Here is a 19,293-nt window from a genome sequence, read left to right as displayed (position 1 = left end):
TTAAAGGAGGCAAATAGTATGGCTCAAAAGAAGAATCGTCATAAAGAGTTAGGGTTGAGTGACGAACAAGTGATTGATATGTATCGTACCATGTTGCTTGCAAGGAAAGTTGACGAAAGAATGTGGTTACTCAATCGTGCTGGGAAAATTCCATTTGTTATTTCTTGTCAAGGTCAAGAGGCGGCACAAGTTGGGGCATCATTCGCACTGAACAGAGATGTAGATTATGTCGCTCCATATTATCGTGATGTAGGAGTTGTGCTTGCGTTCGGCATGACAACAAAAGAATTGTTTTTACATGCATTCGCAAAAGCGGATGATCCAAACTCAGGTGGCCGTCAAATGCCAGGACACTTTGGGCAGAAAAAGAATCGTATTTTAACGGGATCTTCACCTGTTACAACTCAGTTGCCACATGCTGTAGGGGTTGCCCTAGCTGCACGGATGGATAAGAACCCAGCAGTATCTTTTGTTACATTAGGAGAGGGTTCTTCCAACCAAGGTGATTTCCATGAAGGCCTAAACTTTGCAGGAGTGCATAAATTGCCAGTCATTACAATGGTTGAGAATAATAAATATGCCATTTCGGTACCGTTGGAAAAACAAGTTGCCAGTGAGTCCGTAGCCATTCGAGGAAGCTCTTATGGAATGCCGGGACATCAAGTGAACGGTAACGACCCTTTGGAAGTTTATAAGGTCGTTAAAGAAGCACATGAGCGCGCAACAAACGGAGAAGGTCCGACATTGATTGAAGCGATGACAGATCGTATGACTGCTCACTCAAGCGATGATAACGATAAAGCTTATCGTGATGCGGAAGAAATTGAAGAAATGAAGAAAAACGATAACGTGCTAGCGTTTGGCAGATATTTAAAGGAAGTAGGCGTTCTTACAGAAGAAGCTGAAGAGAAATTAATGAAGGAATTAGATGATGAAGTGAATAAAGCAACAGACGAAGCTGAAAACGCACCATATGCAGAGCCTGAACATGCATTGAAATATGTATATGCTGAAGAAGGAGGGAAATAAAATGGCTGTAATGTCTTATATTCAAGCAGTTACACTCGCAATGAAAGAAGAAATGGAACGTGATGAGAAAGTATTTGTTTTAGGAGAAGACGTTGGTAAAAAAGGCGGTGTATTTAAAGCAACTGAAGGTCTATATGATCAGTTTGGCGAATCTCGTGTCATTGACACACCATTAGCTGAATCGGCAATCGCTGGTGTTGGAATCGGAGCGGCAATGTACGGTATGCGCCCAGTTGCTGAGATGCAGTTTGCTGATTTTATTATGCCAGCTGTTAATCAGATTATTTCCGAAGCTTCTCGAATTCGTTATCGTTCGAACAATGACTGGAATGCACCGATCACCATTCGTGCACCTTATGGTGGCGGTGTTCACGGGGCTCTATATCATTCGCAATCTGTTGAGGCTATTTTTGCTAACCAACCGGGATTAAAGATTGTTATGCCATCGACTCCTTATGATGTTAAAGGCTTGTTAAAAGCGGCTATTCGAGATGAGGATCCTGTACTATTTTTTGAACATAAACGTGCTTACCGATTAATCAAAGGGGAAGTGCCTGAAGATGATTACACACTGCCAATTGGCAAGGCTGATATAAAGCGCGAAGGGGAAGACATCACAGTTATAACATATGGCTTAAGCGTACACTTTGCTTTACAGGCGGCTGAAAAATTGGCGGAAGAAGGAATATCTGCACATATTCTAGATCTTCGAACAGTGTATCCACTTGACCAAGAAGCGATTATTGAAGCGGCTAAGAAGACTGGGAAAGTTTTACTCGTAACAGAAGATAACAAAGAAGGTAGTATCATTGGTGAAGTTGCAGCAATTATCGCTGAAAACTGTCTATTTGATCTAGATGCACCAGTACAGCGTTTGGCAGGACCAAATGTACCATCAATGCCTTATGCACCAACGATGGAAAAATTCTTTATGATCAATCCAGATAAAGTCGAAAAAGCAATGCGTGAATTAGCTGAATTTTAAACGAAGGAGGTAAAGATCATGGCGGTAGAAAAAGTTACGATGCCTCAGTTAGGGGAAAGTGTAACAGAAGGCACAATCAGTTCTTGGCTTGTGAAAGCTGGGGATCACGTTAATAAATATGATCCAATTGCAGAAGTCGAAACAGATAAAGTAAATGCGGAAGTACCTTCTTCTTTTACGGGTACTATCAAAGAGATTGTAGCTAAAGAAGGAGAAACAATCGAAGTCGGTGAACTCATTTGTTATATGGAAACCGAATCAGCAGGTGAAGATTCATCAACAGAAGAAAATAAAGAAACCTCAACACAAGAAAAAAGTGAAACAACCGAAGAAGAAAACAAAGATCAATCAATGAAAAAACGTTATTCACCAGCAGTGATGCGCATGGCTCAAGAAAATGATATTGATCTGAACCAAGTAGATGGTTCAGGAAAAGGTGGACGAATTACACGGAAGGATATTGAGAAAATTATCGCTTCTGGCGACATACCAAAGCCATCTGCACAAGAGGAAACACCTGCACAACAAGTAGCAGATGAAACGAAATCGATGTCTGCTAAAACGCAGTCGCAATCTCAATCACCTTCTGCGCCAACGCAAGATGGAGATATCGAGATTCCTGTCACGGGTGTTAGAAAAGCAATTGCACAAAATATGGTTACGTCTAAAACTGAAATTCCTCACGCTTGGATGACAGTCGAAGTGGATGTAACAGACCTTGTTGCATTTAGAGATGCGAAAAAAGTAGAATTCAAACAAAATGAAGGCTTCTCATTAACTTATTTTGCATTTTTCGTAAAAGCAGTCGCTCAAGCATTGAAAGAATACCCACAACTGAACAGCTCTTGGGCAGGCGATAAGATTATCCAGAAAAAGGACATCAATTTATCGATTGCCGTAGCACATGAAGACCGTTTATTTGTGCCAGTAATCAAAAATGCTGACGACAAGAGCATTAAGGGAATTGCTAAAGAAATTGTTGAGCTTGCGAATAAAGCTAAATCTGGCAAGTTAACGAGCGCAGATATGTCTGGTGGAACATTTACCGTAAATAACACAGGCTCATTCGGTTCAGTTCAATCAATGGGGATCATTAATCACCCACAAGCAGCAATCCTTCAAGTAGAATCCATCGTGAAGAAACCTGTTTTCATGGAAAATGGAATGTTCGGAGCACGCGACATGGTAAACCTCTGTCTATCATTAGATCACCGTGTACTTGATGGCTTGATTTGTGGTCAGTTCTTAGCTCGTGTGAAAGAAATTTTAGAAAATATGTCTGAGAAAAATACATCTATTTATTAATTAAAACGCAGCAAAGGAACCAGCAAAGCTTATCGTCTTTTGCTGGTTCTTTTGTAAAACAAGCATATAATCATTTGATCTTATAGTTAAATAGCTATAGCAAATAAATTGAAAAGCTTGTTCGAAGCTGATAGGATGAAATTGACACTTAGAAAATTAGGGGGTACACATAGATGGATTTTAGCCTATATATGGAAGATATGTCTAAGCAAGCACGTGAAGAGCTTACGAATTCTGGCTATGAAGAATTGAAAACACCTGAAGAAGTCGATCAGGCACTTACTCGAAAAGGAACTACACTTGTAGCTATTAACTCAATGTGTGGCTGTGCTGGTGGTGTTGCACGTCCAGCTGCGACAAATTCGATTCATTTCGATAAAAGACCAGACCATTTAGTAACTGTTTTTGCAGGTCAAGATCGTGAAGCGACCGATAGAGCTAGAGATTACTTTGAAGGCTTTCCACCATCTTCACCATCGTTTGCACTAATGAAAGATGGAAAAATTGTTACGATGGTTCCACGCGAAGAAATTGAAAGCTCCACACCAATGGAAGTTGTTCAGCGACTTCAATCATTGTTTGACGAGCATTGTGAAGAATATTAATTCTTTCTATGAATAGAAAGGGGTAACTGACGGTGACATTCTATCCCGTCAGTTTTTTTCTGTAAACGACTAAAATCGTTCCTATTTTAATATAATCATTAATGCAGTAATCGTTTAAGACTAAATTGAGTAAGAGAGGAAAAATTATGTTTAAAATAGGCTACCGAACGATCAAAACAGCCATCGGCGCTCCCATAGCCATATTTATAGCGCAGTTACTTCAACTGGATTATGCAATCTCTGCGGCAGTCATCACCATGCTATGTATTCAAACAACGCGGAGGGCATCTTATTTAAAAGCATGGTCCAGGTTTTATTCATTCTTGATTGGCGTTACAATAGGTGGATTGGTATTTGAATTTATCGGCTATTCACCACTAACGTTTAGTTTGACGTTACTATTATTTATCCCTTTAGCAGTAAAACTGAAAGCGACAGAAGGAATTATCACAAGTACGGTAATCATTCTTCATATTTATAATGCGGGTGCGTTAACGGTAGGTTTGTTTATTAATGAAGTGATCTTGCTTTCTATTGGAATTACTATTGGAATTGTACTGAATTTATATATGCCTAGCTTAACCGATGATTTAGTCACAATTCGAAAGGAAATTGAAAATAATTTTTCGCGTATATTACACGAAGTGGCACGCTTTATTGAAACAGGAGACCATTCATGGTCAGGCGAGGAATTAGCTGAAACGGCACAATTGCTTGAGAAGGCTCAAGAGTTAGCCAATAAAGATGTTGAAAATCATCTTTTGCGCACTCGGCATCCGTATATCGACTATTTTCATATGCGTGAAAAGCAATTTGAAATATTGGAACGTATGCTGCCTTTTATTACTCATCTTAACGCAACAGATAATCAGTATAAATATATTGCTAAATTGTTTGAAGATCTATCGAAAAATGTACACCCAGGTGATACATCGATTCAATATTTGGAGCGATTGCGTACTATTCGACAGCGATTTAACAAAGAGGAATTGCCGGTTAGCCGAGAAGAATTTGAAAGACAAGCTAATTTATATATCCTTTTAAATGAAATCGAACAATATTTAACATTGAAACGATCAATCAAGAGCTTTAAATAAAATAAGAGAAACCAAGTTAAGTAAAAAAGCAACCACCAGAAGGGAACATGGTGGTTGCTTTCTTTATTATACAAACATAGCTGCTCCAGCAAGCAATGAGCTTAGAAGCATTGCGATAATCATTGCATAAATGACAATAGTCGTCCATTTTGCTTTTTTTCTTCTATTTGACGAAAACGGTGCTCTCGTTTTCTTTTTTTGATTAGCCAAGTGTATTCCTCCCTGCATTCATATCCATTACTTCTTATTTTATAGAAAAACTTGCTGTTGGACAAGTGTATTTTTTCCACTAAAATATGAAGAAGATTAAAAATTCCTTATATTTATAGTAGAATGGTTATTAGAAGGGAGAGTTCTATGAATGAGTGAACATTTTACAGAACAAAAAAAGATATGGGAACAACAGAGTGAAAAAGTTAAAGAACGCTTTCCAGAGAGAAAAGATCCATTTACAAATCTATCTGGGATTCCTATCGAACCTTTATATGTACCTCAAAATGAATCGAATTATGATGACTATGCAGAAAAATTAGGGTTTCCTGGACAGTATCCATTTACTCGGGGAATCCAGCCAACGATGTATCGAAATCGCTTTTGGACAATGCGTCAATATGCTGGTTTTGGCTCCGCAAAAGAAACGAACGAGCGGTTTCGTTATTTATTAGATCAAGGACAGACAGGTTTATCCGTCGCATTCGATTTACCGACTCAAATCGGTTATGACTCAGACGACTCGATGGCTGAAGGTGAAGTCGGAAAAGTTGGTGTAGCAATTGACTCATTAGAAGATATGGAAATTTTGCTTGATCAAATTCCACTAGACAAAGTAAGTACGTCTATGACGATTAATGCGCCAGCATCCGTATTGCTATGCATGTATATCGCTGTTGCTGAAAAACAAGGCGTGCCAAAAGAAAAAATTACTGGTACGATTCAAAATGATATATTAAAAGAATATATCGCTAGAGGGACTTATATTTACCCTCCAAAACCATCCATGCGGCTAATTACAAATATTTTCGAATATTGCCGTGACAACGTTCCAAAATTTAATACAATTAGTATTTCGGGTTATCACATTAGAGAAGCAGGCTCTACCGCTGTACAAGAAGCAGCATTCACCATTGCGGATGGACTCGCTTATGTTGATGCAGCACTTGAAAGCGGTTTAGAAATTGATGAATTCGCTCCACGTTTGGCATTCTTCTTCAATGCGCACAATAACTTCTTTGAAGAAGTAGCAAAATTTAGAGCTGCGAGAAGAGTTTGGGCAGATTTGATGAAAAATAAATATAAAGCGCAAAATGAAAAGAGCTGGCGCCTACGTTTCCATACACAAACTGGCGGTTCTACACTTACTGCTCAGCAACCGGATAATAACATCGTGCGTGTCGCCTTACAAGCTTTATCGGCTGTTATGGGAGGCACACAGAGCTTGCATACAAACTCCCGTGATGAAGCGCTAGCATTACCTACAGAGGAGTCTGCAAGAATTGCTTTACGTACACAACAAATCATCGCACACGAGAGTGGTGTAGCTGATACGGTCGACCCATTAGCTGGTTCCTATTATGTAGAACAGATGACAGACGAAGTAGAAAAGCAAATCCGTGAGTATTTAGACAAAATTGAAGATATGGGTGGAGCTGTACAAGCTGTTGAAGAGGGTTATATGCAACGAGAAATACACCAAGCAGCTTATGAAGCACAAAAACGAATTGAATCGAAAGAAGATATTATTGTAGGGATGAACGAATTTACAACGGATGAAGAAACGCATGCAGATTTATTAAAAGTCGATGAAAAGTTAGAACAAGAGCAAATCGAACGACTGGGAGAGATTCGGGCCAACCGAGATCAACAACTTGTCGATGAAAGATTAAGAGATTTAAAAGAAGCGGCAGAAGACCCAAATGAAAATTTAATGCCTCATATTTTAGCTTGTGTGAAAGCGTATGTAACAGTCGGAGAAATTTGTCATACAATGCGTGACGTCTTCGGTGAATATACAGGTGCTTAATGAATACAGTTTATAGTTTTTAAGAGAGGTGAAGAAGAGATGAATCGAAAGATACGTGTATTAGTCGCTAAGCCTGGTCTTGATGGACATGACCGTGGTGCTTTAGTCATTGCACAGACATTGAGAGATCGTGGAATGGAAGTAATCTATACGGGATTGAGGCAATCGGCCGCTCAAATTGCACAGACGGCTATTCAGGAAGACGTAGATGTAATCGGTCTATCCTCATTGTCCGGAGCTCATAAGTCATTATTTCCTAAAGTAATGGAAGAGCTAAGAAAGAGGGAAGCAGAAGACATTCCTGTGATTGGCGGCGGGGTGATCCCGGAAGAAGATATACAATTTTTATTGGATCATGGAATACAAAGAATCTTTACTCCAGGTACGCCAATGACTGCTGTTGCCGACTTCATTGAGGAGAAAGTACAAGGTGATTCCGTATGAAGAAAATCAATCATATCGGAATAGCTGTAAGAAACATAGAGGAAACGCTGCCCTTTTACACAGATACACTCGGGTTAGCGTTCAGGGGCGTTGATGAAGTAGAGAGTGAAGGGGTCAAAGTAGCATTCTTATCAATCGGAGAAAGTAATTTTGAATTGTTAGAACCTCTTCATGAAGAATCACCAATTGCGAAATTTATCGAGAAACGGGGCGAAGGTATTCACCATATCGCTCTAGAAGTAGATGACATACATGCGAGACTGGAACAATTCAAGTCTGAAGGTATACGGATGATCAATGACCAACCGAAACAAGGAGCTCATGATACACAAGTAGCCTTTTTACACCCTAAAGCAGCGAATGGTGTCCTATTAGAACTTTGTCAGCCGAAACAGGAGGATTAATCATGGATATTTACGATAAAATTAATGAACTCTATGACAAGCGTCGTGAGATTGAATTAGGCGGCGGAGATGACAAAATTGAAAAGCAGAAAGCAAAAGGAAAGATGACCGCACGAGAACGAATTGATTATTTGTTAGATGATGGATCGTTTGTGGAACTGAATGCTTTTATGGAACACCGTGTCACCGATTTTGGGATGGCGGGTAAAAAAGCTCCGGGTGAAGGTGTTGTCACCGGATTCGGTAAAATTAACGGAAGACCCGTATACTTATTCGCTCAAGATTTTACGGTTTATGGTGGAGCTCTTGGTGAAATGCACGGTAAAAAGATCGCTGCAGTCATGGACTTAGCAGCAAAAAACGGAACGCCTTTTATCGGACTAAACGATTCTGGTGGAGCACGAATTCAAGAGGGTGTTGCTTCGCTTGATGGATACGGTCATGTGTTTTACCGTAATTCAATCTATTCCGGTGTTATTCCACAAATTTCAGTGATTATGGGACCGAGTGCAGGTGGAGCTGTCTACTCACCAGCAATTACCGATTTTGTTGTTATGGTTGAAAAAACATCTCAAATGTTTATTACAGGGCCAAAAGTCATTGAGACGGTAACCGGTGAAAAAATTTCTGCCGAAGACTTAGGTGGAGCGGATGTACATAATGCAATCAGCGGAAATGCGCATCTGAAAGCTGCTACCGAGGAAGAGGCATTAGATCAAGTAAAAGATTTGGTTAGTTATCTACCACAAAACAATAATGAAAAACCTCCTGAGATCGAAGTGGAGGAAATGGATGATTATCGACCGAATATGACGGATATTATTCCTTTTGATTCCATTCGCCCTTATGATGTTCGTGTCGTTATCGAAGAATTCGTTGATGAAAATTCGTTCTTTGAAATTCATAAACAATTTGCGAAAAATATTGTTGTAGGCTTCGCAAAAATAAAAGGGAAGACCGTCGGCTTAGTTTGTAATCAGCCGAAATTTATGGCAGGTGGTTTGGATATTGATTCAAGCGATAAAGCTTCCAGATTCATTCGTTTCTGCGATTCCTTTAATATACCGTTGATTACGTTTGAAGATGTCACGGGTTTCTTCCCAGGTGTTAAACAAGAGCACGGTGGAATTATTCGCCACGGAGCAAAGATTTTATATGCTTACTCTGAAGCTACTGTACCGAAGATTACCGTCATTACACGTAAAGCTTACGGTGGTGCTTATGTTGCCTTGAATAGTAAATCAATTGGCGCTGATTTGGTTTACGCGTGGCCAAATGCGGAAATTGCAGTAATGGGACCAGAGGGAGCCGCGAATATTATCTTCGCTCGTGAGATTAACGAGAGTGACGACCCTGAAACGACACGTAAAGAAAAGATTGATGAGTATAGAGAAAAATTCGCTAACCCTTATGTTGCTGCAGGGCTCGGAATGGTTGATGATGTCATCGATCCACGGGAGACGAGAGAAAAACTGGTCCAAGCATTAGATATTTTAAAGGATAAACAAGAGGAGCGACCGAAAAAGAAACACGGAAACATTCCATTATAAGGAGGTTATCTTTTGATTCAAGCAGATCGAGATCGATTGGTCAGTGAATTTATTGAACTGGTCAAAATTGATTCAGAGACAGGCAATGAAGAAAAAATCTCGGTTGTTCTTAAGGCTAAGTTCGAAGCATTAGGTTTTACCGTTGTAGAAGATGACGCCAAGGAGAAAACAGGCCACGGAGCTAACAACTTGATTTGTACATTGGAAGGTACTAAAGAGGGTGTCGACCCAATCTTCTTTAACTCCCATATGGATACAGTCGTCCCTGGTAAAGAGATCAAGCCACAAATAGAAGATGAGATCATTCGCTCAGATGGCACGACTATTTTAGGTGCCGATGATAAAGCGGGGATTGCTGCGATAATTGAAATGGTTCGTCTGTTAAAGGATTACGATATTGACCACGGCCAAATACAAGTTGTTCTTACAGTTGGTGAAGAATCTGGTCTAATTGGTGCAAAAGCACTGAACGCCACATTCATCGATGCAAAATATGGGTATGCCGTGGACAGTCACGGAGACGTCGGGGGATTAATCGTCGCCTCTCCTACGCAAGCAAAATTTGAAATCACTTGCCATGGAAAAACAGCTCATGCTGGTGTTGCACCTGAAGAAGGGATCTCTGCGATCACGCTAGCTTCGAAAGCCATCTCAAAAATGAAATTAGGCCGAATTGATGAAGATACGACTGCGAATATCGGTCGATTTGAAGGTGGGAAGGCAACGAATATCGTAAGTGATGAAGCTGTTGTTATTGCAGAAGCACGCTCGCTTGTTCCCGAAAAATTAGATCGTCAAATTGAACAAATCAAGGATGCTTGCCGACAAGCAGAGGAAGAAGTTGGCGGCTCAATTGATGTCGATGTTACAATTATGTACAAAGGGTACAAACATGATGAACACACACAAGTTGTAAAAGTGGCAAGTCAAGCAGCCAGACGCGTTGGATTAGAACCGCAATTGAAAGCCACTGGCGGTGGTAGCGATGCGAACGTGATCAGCAGTTACGGCTTCCCAATGGTAAACTTATGTGTCGGTTATAAAAACATTCATACTCCAGAAGAAGAAATTTCAATTAGTGAAATGATGAAGATCTCTTCATTACTTGCAGGGATTGTGATTGAAGCAGCAGAAGAAGGTTCAGCTTAATCGATTGAACAATAACTATTTCCGTTGTAAACTAGCCTCATTCAAAGCTTGAATGGGGCTTCCATTATGTAGGTGAGAAAAATGAGTAAAGGTCGCGTAATCTTCCATGTCGATATGAATAGCTTCTATGCATCTGTTGAAATTGCAGATCGCCCAGAGCTGAAAGGGAAACCAGTTGCCATTGCTGGAGCTCCTGAAAAGCGAAAGGGAATTATTGTTACAAGTAGTTATGAAGCTAGAGCTAAAGGCGTCAAGACGACAATGCCTTTATGGAAAGCTTATGAGTTATGTCCGAATTTAATTGCATTACAACCTAATTTCGAGAAATATCGTGAGGCTTCAAGTAAGATATTTTCAATTCTTTATGAGGTTTCACCGATTGTCCAACCAGTATCAATTGATGAGGGATATCTCGATGTGACAGACCATGACTTCGGAATGAATGGAATCGAGCTTGCTGAATGGCTTCAAAAGAAGATTTATGATGAATTAAATTTGCCATGTAGTATTGGCATTGCACCGAATAAGTTTTTGGCCAAGATGGCATCTGATATGAAGAAACCAATGGGTATTACTGTCCTTCGCAAGCGAGAGATTGAGCAGAAGTTATGGGTATTGCCAATAGGTGAAATGTATGGTGTTGGTGAACGAACAGAGGAGAAGCTACAAAAGCTTGGAATTAAAACAATTGGAGATTTAGCAAACCATGATGTTGTAGCATTGAAGCAGCTTTTAGGAATCAATGGAGAGCGACTTCACGTCCGTGCGAATGGACATGATAATCGTCCTGTCGATCCAGATGCCATTTATGAATTTAAGAGCATCGGAAATTCACGAACATTGCCACACGATACAACAGACCAACTAGAAATAGATTCGTTATTAGACCAATTGGCCGATAAAGTTTCAGCCAGATTACGTTATAAAGATGTAGTTTCTGAGAACATTCAAATTATGATTCGTTATCACGATCGCAAAACGGTTACACGTAGTAGACAATTACGTGACTTCGTAGAAAAAAAAGATGAAGTTTTCATGAATGCAAAGATGTTATTTGATGAACATTGGAATGGGGAGCCGATTAGACTACTAGGAATAACTGCACAAGACCTTGTACCAAAGCATGAACTGTCCAAACAATTAAATTTGTTTACATATCAAGAAGAAGCCGAAAAAGAAAAACTTTATCAAACGGTTGAAGATATGAAAGAAAAATACGGCGACGATGTGTTCATTCAGCCAAAAGAGAGAACTCGTCCAAATTTATCAACGAGTTTTCAGAAAGATTTTTTAAATGATTTTAAAAATGAAAAAAGAGACTGAGACAAAATCTTTAAAGTTGACACAGATACGAACCATTCTAATTCAGTACGGTGGAAATACTCGCTTCGGAAATATACTTCACTTTTACCCACAGGGCATAAGGCGACATCTGCGATAAATCGCAGTGTCTTCTATATCGCGGGCAGCTGGTGAGCCCCCTCGTGCTACGCACTGCAGGGTCTCACTTAGGCTTTTGCTCCCGACGCCCAGGGCTAGCTAGTGTCAACGTTGGCCACAGGACGTACTTCCACAGGATGTGGTGGTTTCCGCGTTGCACACAGGACGTGTGCGGTTTTAGCGGAATTTCTTTTATTTTCTGACCGCAGAAGTCTCCGTATATTTCCTGCGCTAAATTAGATTATTATTCGTGTTTCTGAGTTTATAACTTTGATTTTTCTCAGCCTCTTTGATTAACACCCCGAGCAAGGAGGATAAATCCTTTGACTCGGGGTGTTTTCAATATTTTATTTTTTAAACAACTTTCTCATAATCTGCTCTCCGAATTTCGAATTTGGATAGCGGAAAGATAAGTCGAAGGCCGTTGTTTGTTTCAGTACACTTTTACGATGTGTGAACGTACGAAAACTTTCATACCCATGATAAGCACCTATACCACTGGCACCAATCCCGCCGAATGGAAGGTGAGGTGTGCCGATATGCATAATCGTATCATTGATTGTACCACCACCGAATGAGATATTGTTCGCAACCCATTGCTGTTTCTGTTCATTTTCAGAAAAATAATACAAAGCTAGTGGATTTCTGGAATGTTCAATCTCATCAACGATTTGCTCCAAATGGCTGAACGAACGGATAGGTAAAATCGGGCCAAAAATCTCCTCTTGCATAATTGGTCGATCCCATGAAGGTTCATCAATGAGTGTAGGGTTCATCTTACGGTTTTCGCGATCCGCTTCACCGCCGAATATGATATTTTCATTATCCAATAATTTTTCTAATCGATTTAGATGATCCTCATGTATAAGTTTTGTGTAATTCGGGTGTTCCATTGGCTGATTGCCATAAAATGATGATAATTCCTTTTTTAATGCTTGAATAAAATCATTTTTTACCGATTCATGAACGAGCGCATAATCCGGAGCAATACATGTTTGACCGGCGTTTAACAACTTGCCCCAAGCAATTCGCTTAGCGGCCAATGAGATCTTAGCGTCTTCATCGATAATTACAGGACTTTTACCTCCAAGCTCAAGCGTCACAGGAATTAGATGTTTACTTGCCTTCTCCATGACAATTTGTCCAACCTTTTGGCTCCCTGTGAAAAAGATATAATCAAATTCTAATTCCAACAACTCTTGTGATACCTCTTTACCGCCTTGAACGACTGTAATGTATTTCTCTTCAAACGTATCAGCAATTATGTCAGCTAGAAGTTCACTTGTGTAAGGTGTAAACTCTGATGGTTTTAAGAACGCTGTGTTTCCGCCAGCAATGGCACCAATTAACGGGGTAATACTTAAATTTAATGGATAGTTCCACGGACTAATAATTAATACTGTTCCATAAGGTTGTTTATAAATATAACTTTTGGCTCCCTTATGGGTTGTAGGAGTTTTCACTCTTTCTGTACGCATCCATTCTTTTAAATTCCGCATGACATGGTCGAGCTCACTATAGAGAACACCTAATTCAGTCATCAAAATCTCGTAATCCGATTTTCCTAAATCTTTTTTGATTGCTTGGTAGATTCGTTTTTCGTTGCGATTCAACATGTCTTTCAGTTTTTGTAGTTGATGAATACGATATGTGTGTGTCATTGTTTTACCGGCTCTATACATTACTCTATGATCACGTAAAATCGTTGATAATTCCATGTATTCACACCCTTTATTACTTTACTGTAAACTCCGTAAAATCATCGACGAATTGTAACGGAGAGAATATACTTTGTAAACGTGTCTTTTCCTCTTCAAGTATATTTTGTTGGTAACGAGAAGAAATATGGTTCAGGAGTAAATATCTCACTTGTGCTTGTTTGGCTAGCCGAGCGGCATCGGCTGCTGTTGAATGAGAATAATCCTTTGCTAATTGGTCATCCGCTTCAATAAATGTCGCTTCATGGATCAATACATCTACACCATTTACCCATTGTGCGAGTGAATCTACTGGTTTTGTATCACCACAGATGGCAATTCGTTTACCTGGTATATCAGACCCCGTAACATTTTCGCGATGAACCTCCGTGCCATTTGGAAGAACGGTCGTTGACTGATTTTTAATCGTTTCATAAATTGGACCAGGGGAGACCCCTAGTTCTTTCAATCGGTCAGGAAGCAATGGTCCAATTTTATCTTCTTCCTCAATTTTATAAGCGTAAGAAGGTATCCCGTGCTTTAACTTTTTGGCAGAAACTTTAATGTCTTGATCTTGATAAATAATTCCTTCTTTAATCGGCTTGTAAACGAGAGGATAATTCAAATGCGTACCTGTTGTTTTTAAAGTCGTTTCCACAAATTCTTTTAGTCCCGTTGGACCATAGAGCTCAACAGTAGATTCGCCGCTTTGAAAAGACCTACTACTGAGAAAACCAGGAAGACCTAAAACATGATCTCCGTGCATATGTGTAATAAATATTTTAGTTATCTTTCGAGGCTTGATTGTCGTATTCATAATTTGATGTTGGGTAGCTTCTCCGCAATCGAATAACCAAACTTCATCACGTTCTTGTAGCATTTTCAACGCCAAAGAGGAGACGTTACGGTTTTTCGATGGCACTCCAGAACCTGTACCTAAAAAAGTGATTTCCACAACATTATCCTCCTACACTAAATCCATCCACGTTTGTATTGTCTAGGTGCTTCGATGTCAACTTGTAAATCATCAGCCGCTCGCTTAGGCCAGTAAGGGTTGTTTAACATGGCCCTACCAATGAATACAAGGTCAGCACGTTCGTTTCTTACAATTTCTTCAGCTTGATTGCCGTCACGAATCCACCCGACTGCTCCAGTTGGAATATTCACTTCATGCCTAATCGTTTCTGCGTAACGGACTTGATAGCTTGGATAAACTTCAATTGGTGCTTGTGCATGAACAACTCCACCTGAACTGCAATCAATAAGGTCTACTCCGTCTGACTTCATTTCTTTCACGAGATCGACATAGTCATGAACATCATATCCATTTTCATGATATTCATTTGCTGATATTCGAACAAATAAGGGACCATGCCAAACTACCCGAACAGCTTGAATGATTTCTTTTAAAAATCGATACCTGTTTTCTTTTGTACCGCCATATGCATCCTCACGAACATTTGAAAGAGGGGAGAGGAACTCATTAATTAAGTACCCATGTGCGCCGTGTAGTTCGATGATATCAAATCCGGCATCTTTCGCTCGACGTGCACCGTCTTGAAATGCTTGAACTACTTTATGAATCTCATCAATCGTCACTTCTGTCGGTATGCGTGATGTTTCATCAAAAGGTAAAGCGCTCGGTGCAAAGATTTCTTCTTTGACTTTAGATTTGCGGCCGGCATGAGCTAATTGAATCGCGCTTTTGGCACCATGTGAATGAATTCGTTCGTTTAGTTGTTGAAAAGAAGAAATGTGCTTATCAGACCAAATCCCTAAGTCTTGAGCTGAAATTCTCCCTTCTGGCAAGACAGCTGTTGCTTCGACCATAATTAGTCCCGCTTGTCCGATTGCTCGACTTTCATAGTGCGTGTAATGAAAAGGTGTTAATAGACCATCTTCATCGAAACAAGAGTACATACACATTGGCGACATGACAATTCGGTTCTTTAACTGTACTCCCTTAATTGTATAAGGAGAAAAAAGTTTATTCATGATTGACTTCCACCCTTAATTCAATAGTTTATGTTTATCTAATTATAATTCGTCCAGATGTTGTTCATTTTGATGAACAGTTTCGTTCATGGAAAACAAGTCTGGACGGTCGGTTATGATTCCAGCCGCATTTTTATCGACACATTGCTTAAAAGTGCTTTTTCTATTTACGGTATATACACGAAAAGGAATATCATGATGATTCATTGCGCGAACCATTCTTGAGGATAATAGACGTGATTTAATGTGCATAACATTTGCGCCTGTATCAGCTAAGTATTGTTGTATGTTTCTGAAGGCTACTTTACTTAAAAGAGCTAGTTCAATGTTAGGATGAAGCTCCCGCATACGATAAAGTGTGTGTGGGTTAAAGCTTGAAATGATTACACGGTTTTCTAAGCCATATTCACGGATTAATTGGAACACAATTTTTTCGATATTTGGGTATCTGATGACTTTTGTTTTCATCTCAATGTTTACGAATAAGTCTTTTGGTAAAATCCATGCGAAAAACTCTTCCAATGAAAGGATTCGTTCATCGGAAAACCGTTCACTGAACCAACTTCCAGCATCGTATTGCTGGAGTTCTTTATACGTAAATTTTTGTACAAACCCTCGCCCATTCGTTGTACGTTTAATATCAGTATCGTGTATAATGACAGGAATTTGATCTTTGGTCAGATGGATATCCAGCTCTATACCATCTGCGCCCATTTTTTCTGCCAATTGAAATGCGGCAAGGGTGTTTTCCGGAGCAAATTTACTCGCGCCTCGGTGAGCGATAATTTGTGTCACAGCAAAAAACACCTCAAATCGTTATCTGTTTTGATTGTCTTGTATAGATTACTAAAAGTCAATAATCAAGCTAGTTGTAAGATGAATTTTCTTTTCATTCACATCTGAAAATAATTTTGTAGTATAATTAAATGAATAACCATTCAATCAACCAGACGGAAGGAGCCTACTATTGATAAATCATTCAATCCATCAAATTACTGTTACGACACCTTATGCCGTAGGTGATGTACACATGTATGTTTATAAAGGTGAATCGGTCTCATTAATTGATGCAGGTGTGAATACTGATGAAGCGTGGGACCAGTTTGTAAAGGGTCTTAAAGAAATTAACTTACAACCATCCGATATCGAACAAATTATTTTGACCCATCATCACCCTGATCATATAGGACTTACTGGACGATTCGAACACGAACCAATTGTTTATGGACACCGATTGGTTGAGCCATGGTTGAATCAATCCGATCGATTTTTCGAAGGGTATCGTGACTTTTTTAATGATTTATATGAAAAGTGGGATGTACCCCAACGTTTTCGTAACATTGAAAAAACGATAGCAGTTACAAAAAAGTTTTCTTCTAAAAGTAAACTGCATCACTATTTGTCTGAAGGTGATATTATTGAGGGAATTCCCGGCATGAGAGTAATCGAAACACCGGGACATGCACAGAGTCATTTATCTTTTTGGGATGAAACGAATCGGCAAATGATCGTCGGAGATGTGTTGTTAAAGCATATATCTTCCAATCCATTATTAGAACCACCAGAGAATAAAGGTGACGCAAGGCCGAAACCATTATTGGAATACAGAAAATCATTAGCAAAACTTCTGGAATATGACGTCGAGCAGTTTCTCCCGGGACACGGGAATCCGTTTCGTGGGCATAAAGAGTTGATCGAACGAAGACTTGAAAGACAGGCGAAGCGGGCAGAAAACGTATTGGTTTATTTAAAAGAAAAAGGCCCTCTGACACCGTATGAGATTTGTACGTGGTTATTTGCCAGACAGTATGAATCGCAATTTGGATTAACAATGTCTGAAACAATTGGACAATTGGATTATCTTGAAAGTATCGGTGCGGTCAATAATGTAGAATCCAACGGTGTAAGTTACTATGCACCGACGATGACACATCAAAAGTAACTTATAATTAAAAAGAACGGGATTGATCTCTATTGTAGTGATCAATCCCGTTTTATTTAAACCCTATGACTTTCATAGCGTTGCGATTTCGTTATTTTTCTTAACTCTTCGTACAATTCATCAGAAATCGATGCTTGTTCATAAGCCTTCATGTTTTGTTCAACCTGACTTGCTTCACTTGCGCCAATTACTAAGCTTCCAAGTGCTTTGTTATTAAATAAATAAGCCATCGCAAGTGACTGTAATGGTTGACCACTTTCTTTTGATAATGCAAGCAATTCCTTAATCGTATGGCGCAATTCTTTCCCTGAATAATCAAGAAAACCATCTTGGCCTTTTTGTTCCCATTTTTTCATTCCATCATCTGTAAGCATTCCTTTAGCTAAGCTTCCTCTGGCCATAATGCTTACTTCGTGATCATGAAGGATATCTTCAAATTCTTCCGGACGACGATCGAGTAAACTATACTGCATCATATTACTCACAATCTTCGAATGATCGGAAAATTGCTGAATAACATTTGGACGAATAGAAGAGATTCCATAATAGCGAATTAATCCCTCTTGCTGCATTTCTTCTAACGCTTCAAGAACTTCATCGAAAGGATCCTCAATTGTGCCCCCATGTAATTGATATAAATCAATTTCATCAATTCCTAAACGATGTAGGCTATTTTTAACCGCTTCTTTCAAATATGTTTTCGATGGGTCCCAAAACCAATCTTTTTTGTCTTTATCAAAGTGGTTACCACCTTTCGTCGCAATGACCACGTCATCGCGTCGTCCTTTAATGGCTTGTCCTACAATTTTTTCGTTTTCGCCAAAATCATATAAATCTGCAGTATCTAAATAATTAATTCCTGATTGAATGGCTTCATGGATGATATCCTTTGCACGATTGACATCTGTGCCAAGACTCATACAACCTAAGCCAATTTCACTGACATGAAGGTTCGAGTTTCCAAGTCTACGTTTTTTCATCGAATTTTCACTCCTTTATTATTCATTGTAGAATTGAAGAATAGGAAAGACAAATGATTGGATACTTATGATTATGGTAAAATGAATCAATAGCAGGAGGCATGTAAAGTGAATAAGTTTGAAGAAAAAACAGTACACACCGAAAAGGTTTATGAAGGAAAAATCATTGATTTAGAGATTGACGATGTCATTTTACCAAATAAGAAGACGTCGAAGCGGGAGATTGTTCGCCACCCAGGTGCAGTTGCCATATTAGCGATGACGGGTGAAGGAAAAATAATCATGGTTGAGCAATACCGTAAGCCCTTAGGAAAAAGCATAATTGAAATTCCGGCTGGGAAACTAGAACCTGGAGAAGAATCAGTTAAAACAGCTGCACGTGAATTAGAAGAAGAAACAGGATATGCAGCACGTCAGTTTGACTTTATTATGTCTTACTACACTTCACCTGGTTTTGCGGATGAAAAGATTGAGCTATTTTTAGCAAAAGACCTCTATAAAGTAGAAGAACAATCATTGGGAGATGACGATGAATTCGTTGAATTAATAGAACTTACTCCAACAGAAGCGATTGAATATATTAAACAAGAAAGAATTCACGATGCCAAAACAGTCCATGCTGTGTATTACGCCTTAATGAAGGAAGTGTAG

17 protein-coding genes and 1 pseudogene are annotated in these 19,293 nt (G+C 39.4%); 12 read left to right on the top strand and 6 right to left on the bottom strand.

What is annotated here, in order from left to right:
- The first annotated feature begins 18 nt into the window (after nt 1-18).
- The 5 genes from FPQ13_RS00815 to FPQ13_RS00795 all read left to right on the top strand — a co-directional run bounded on the left by FPQ13_RS00815 (nt 19) and on the right by FPQ13_RS00795 (nt 5,021).
- The gene (locus FPQ13_RS00815) at nt 19-1,029 is read left to right on the top strand and encodes a thiamine pyrophosphate-dependent dehydrogenase E1 component subunit alpha (protein WP_144087402.1); all 1,011 of its coding nucleotides are present in this window, start codon (nt 19-21) and stop codon (nt 1,027-1,029) included.
- Nucleotide 1,030: 1 nt separating this feature from the next.
- On the top strand, nt 1,031-2,014 hold the full coding sequence (locus FPQ13_RS00810) for an alpha-ketoacid dehydrogenase subunit beta (RefSeq protein ID WP_144087401.1): 984 nt from the start codon (nt 1,031-1,033) through the stop codon (nt 2,012-2,014).
- Nucleotides 2,015-2,032: 18 nt separating this feature from the next.
- Nucleotides 2,033-3,319: a dihydrolipoamide acetyltransferase family protein gene (locus FPQ13_RS00805; protein WP_144087400.1), complete on the top strand. Its 1,287-nt coding sequence runs from the start codon at nt 2,033-2,035 to the stop codon at nt 3,317-3,319.
- Between the two features lie 173 nt (nt 3,320-3,492).
- Nucleotides 3,493-3,924 carry a BrxA/BrxB family bacilliredoxin gene (locus FPQ13_RS00800; RefSeq protein ID WP_144087399.1) on the top strand — a complete coding sequence of 144 codons (432 nt, stop codon included), beginning with the start codon at nt 3,493-3,495 and terminating at the stop codon, nt 3,922-3,924.
- A gap of 146 nt (nt 3,925-4,070) precedes the next feature.
- Nucleotides 4,071-5,021: an aromatic acid exporter family protein gene (locus FPQ13_RS00795; RefSeq protein ID WP_144087398.1), complete on the top strand. Its 951-nt coding sequence runs from the start codon at nt 4,071-4,073 to the stop codon at nt 5,019-5,021.
- A 66-nt stretch (nt 5,022-5,087) separates the two neighbouring features.
- Here the strand turns inward: FPQ13_RS00795 and prli42 are convergent, their stop codons facing one another.
- Entirely contained in the window at nt 5,088-5,231 is a 144-nt protein-coding gene (gene prli42 / locus FPQ13_RS13355; RefSeq protein ID WP_246065292.1) for a stressosome-associated protein Prli42, read from the bottom strand.
- Between the two features lie 151 nt (nt 5,232-5,382).
- On the opposite strand from prli42, the gene FPQ13_RS00790 reads away from it, so the two are divergent.
- The 5 genes and pseudogenes from FPQ13_RS00790 to FPQ13_RS00765 all read left to right on the top strand — a co-directional run bounded on the left by FPQ13_RS00790 (nt 5,383) and on the right by FPQ13_RS00765 (nt 11,911).
- Nucleotides 5,383-7,041, top strand: coding sequence for an acyl-CoA mutase large subunit family protein (locus tag FPQ13_RS00790; protein WP_144087397.1), 1,659 nt, complete (start codon nt 5,383-5,385; stop codon nt 7,039-7,041).
- 39 nt (nt 7,042-7,080) lie between these two features.
- A pseudogene (gene mce / locus FPQ13_RS13695) lies at nt 7,081-7,889 on the top strand (methylmalonyl-CoA epimerase).
- A 2-nt stretch (nt 7,890-7,891) separates the two neighbouring features.
- Nucleotides 7,892-9,439: an acyl-CoA carboxylase subunit beta gene (locus FPQ13_RS00775; protein ID WP_144087394.1), complete on the top strand. Its 1,548-nt coding sequence runs from the start codon at nt 7,892-7,894 to the stop codon at nt 9,437-9,439.
- A 12-nt stretch (nt 9,440-9,451) separates the two neighbouring features.
- On the top strand, nt 9,452-10,588 hold the full coding sequence (locus tag FPQ13_RS00770; protein WP_144087393.1) for a M20/M25/M40 family metallo-hydrolase: 1,137 nt from the start codon (nt 9,452-9,454) through the stop codon (nt 10,586-10,588).
- Between the two features lie 81 nt (nt 10,589-10,669).
- Nucleotides 10,670-11,911 (top strand): DNA polymerase IV, encoded by a 1,242-nt coding sequence (locus FPQ13_RS00765; protein WP_144087392.1) that lies wholly within the window; start codon nt 10,670-10,672, stop codon nt 11,909-11,911.
- Between the two features lie 464 nt (nt 11,912-12,375).
- Here the strand turns inward: FPQ13_RS00765 and FPQ13_RS00760 are convergent, their stop codons facing one another.
- From FPQ13_RS00760 to FPQ13_RS00745, 4 genes are read right to left on the bottom strand one after another with little or no spacing between them, the layout of a single operon-like run.
- Nucleotides 12,376-13,746 carry an aldehyde dehydrogenase gene (locus FPQ13_RS00760; protein ID WP_144087391.1) on the bottom strand — a complete coding sequence of 457 codons (1,371 nt, stop codon included), beginning with the start codon at nt 13,744-13,746 and terminating at the stop codon, nt 12,376-12,378.
- Between the two features lie 16 nt (nt 13,747-13,762).
- The gene (gene rnz, locus FPQ13_RS00755; protein WP_144087390.1) at nt 13,763-14,680 is read right to left on the bottom strand and encodes a ribonuclease Z; all 918 of its coding nucleotides are present in this window, start codon (nt 14,678-14,680) and stop codon (nt 13,763-13,765) included.
- A gap of 17 nt (nt 14,681-14,697) precedes the next feature.
- Nucleotides 14,698-15,723, bottom strand: coding sequence for an NADPH dehydrogenase NamA (namA, locus tag FPQ13_RS00750; protein ID WP_144087389.1), 1,026 nt, complete (start codon nt 15,721-15,723; stop codon nt 14,698-14,700).
- A 39-nt stretch (nt 15,724-15,762) separates the two neighbouring features.
- On the bottom strand, nt 15,763-16,515 hold the full coding sequence (locus FPQ13_RS00745) for a glycerophosphodiester phosphodiesterase (protein ID WP_246065290.1): 753 nt from the start codon (nt 16,513-16,515) through the stop codon (nt 15,763-15,765).
- A gap of 172 nt (nt 16,516-16,687) precedes the next feature.
- Between FPQ13_RS00745 and FPQ13_RS00740 the strand changes: the two genes are divergently transcribed.
- Nucleotides 16,688-17,662, top strand: a complete 975-nt coding sequence (locus FPQ13_RS00740; RefSeq protein ID WP_144087387.1) for an MBL fold metallo-hydrolase — start codon at nt 16,688-16,690, stop codon at nt 17,660-17,662.
- Between the two features lie 56 nt (nt 17,663-17,718).
- Here the strand turns inward: FPQ13_RS00740 and FPQ13_RS00735 are convergent, their stop codons facing one another.
- Nucleotides 17,719-18,642, bottom strand: coding sequence for an aldo/keto reductase (locus FPQ13_RS00735; protein ID WP_144087386.1), 924 nt, complete (start codon nt 18,640-18,642; stop codon nt 17,719-17,721).
- 108 nt (nt 18,643-18,750) lie between these two features.
- On the opposite strand from FPQ13_RS00735, the gene FPQ13_RS00730 reads away from it, so the two are divergent.
- The gene (locus tag FPQ13_RS00730) at nt 18,751-19,293 is read left to right on the top strand and encodes an NUDIX domain-containing protein (protein ID WP_144087385.1); all 543 of its coding nucleotides are present in this window, start codon (nt 18,751-18,753) and stop codon (nt 19,291-19,293) included.

Origin of the sequence: Allobacillus salarius (genome assembly GCF_007559425.1) — a bacterium.
Classification (GTDB): domain Bacteria; phylum Bacillota; class Bacilli; order Bacillales; family Alkalibacillaceae; genus Allobacillus; species Allobacillus salarius.
This window is presented reverse-complemented; position numbering and strand designations above follow the sequence as displayed.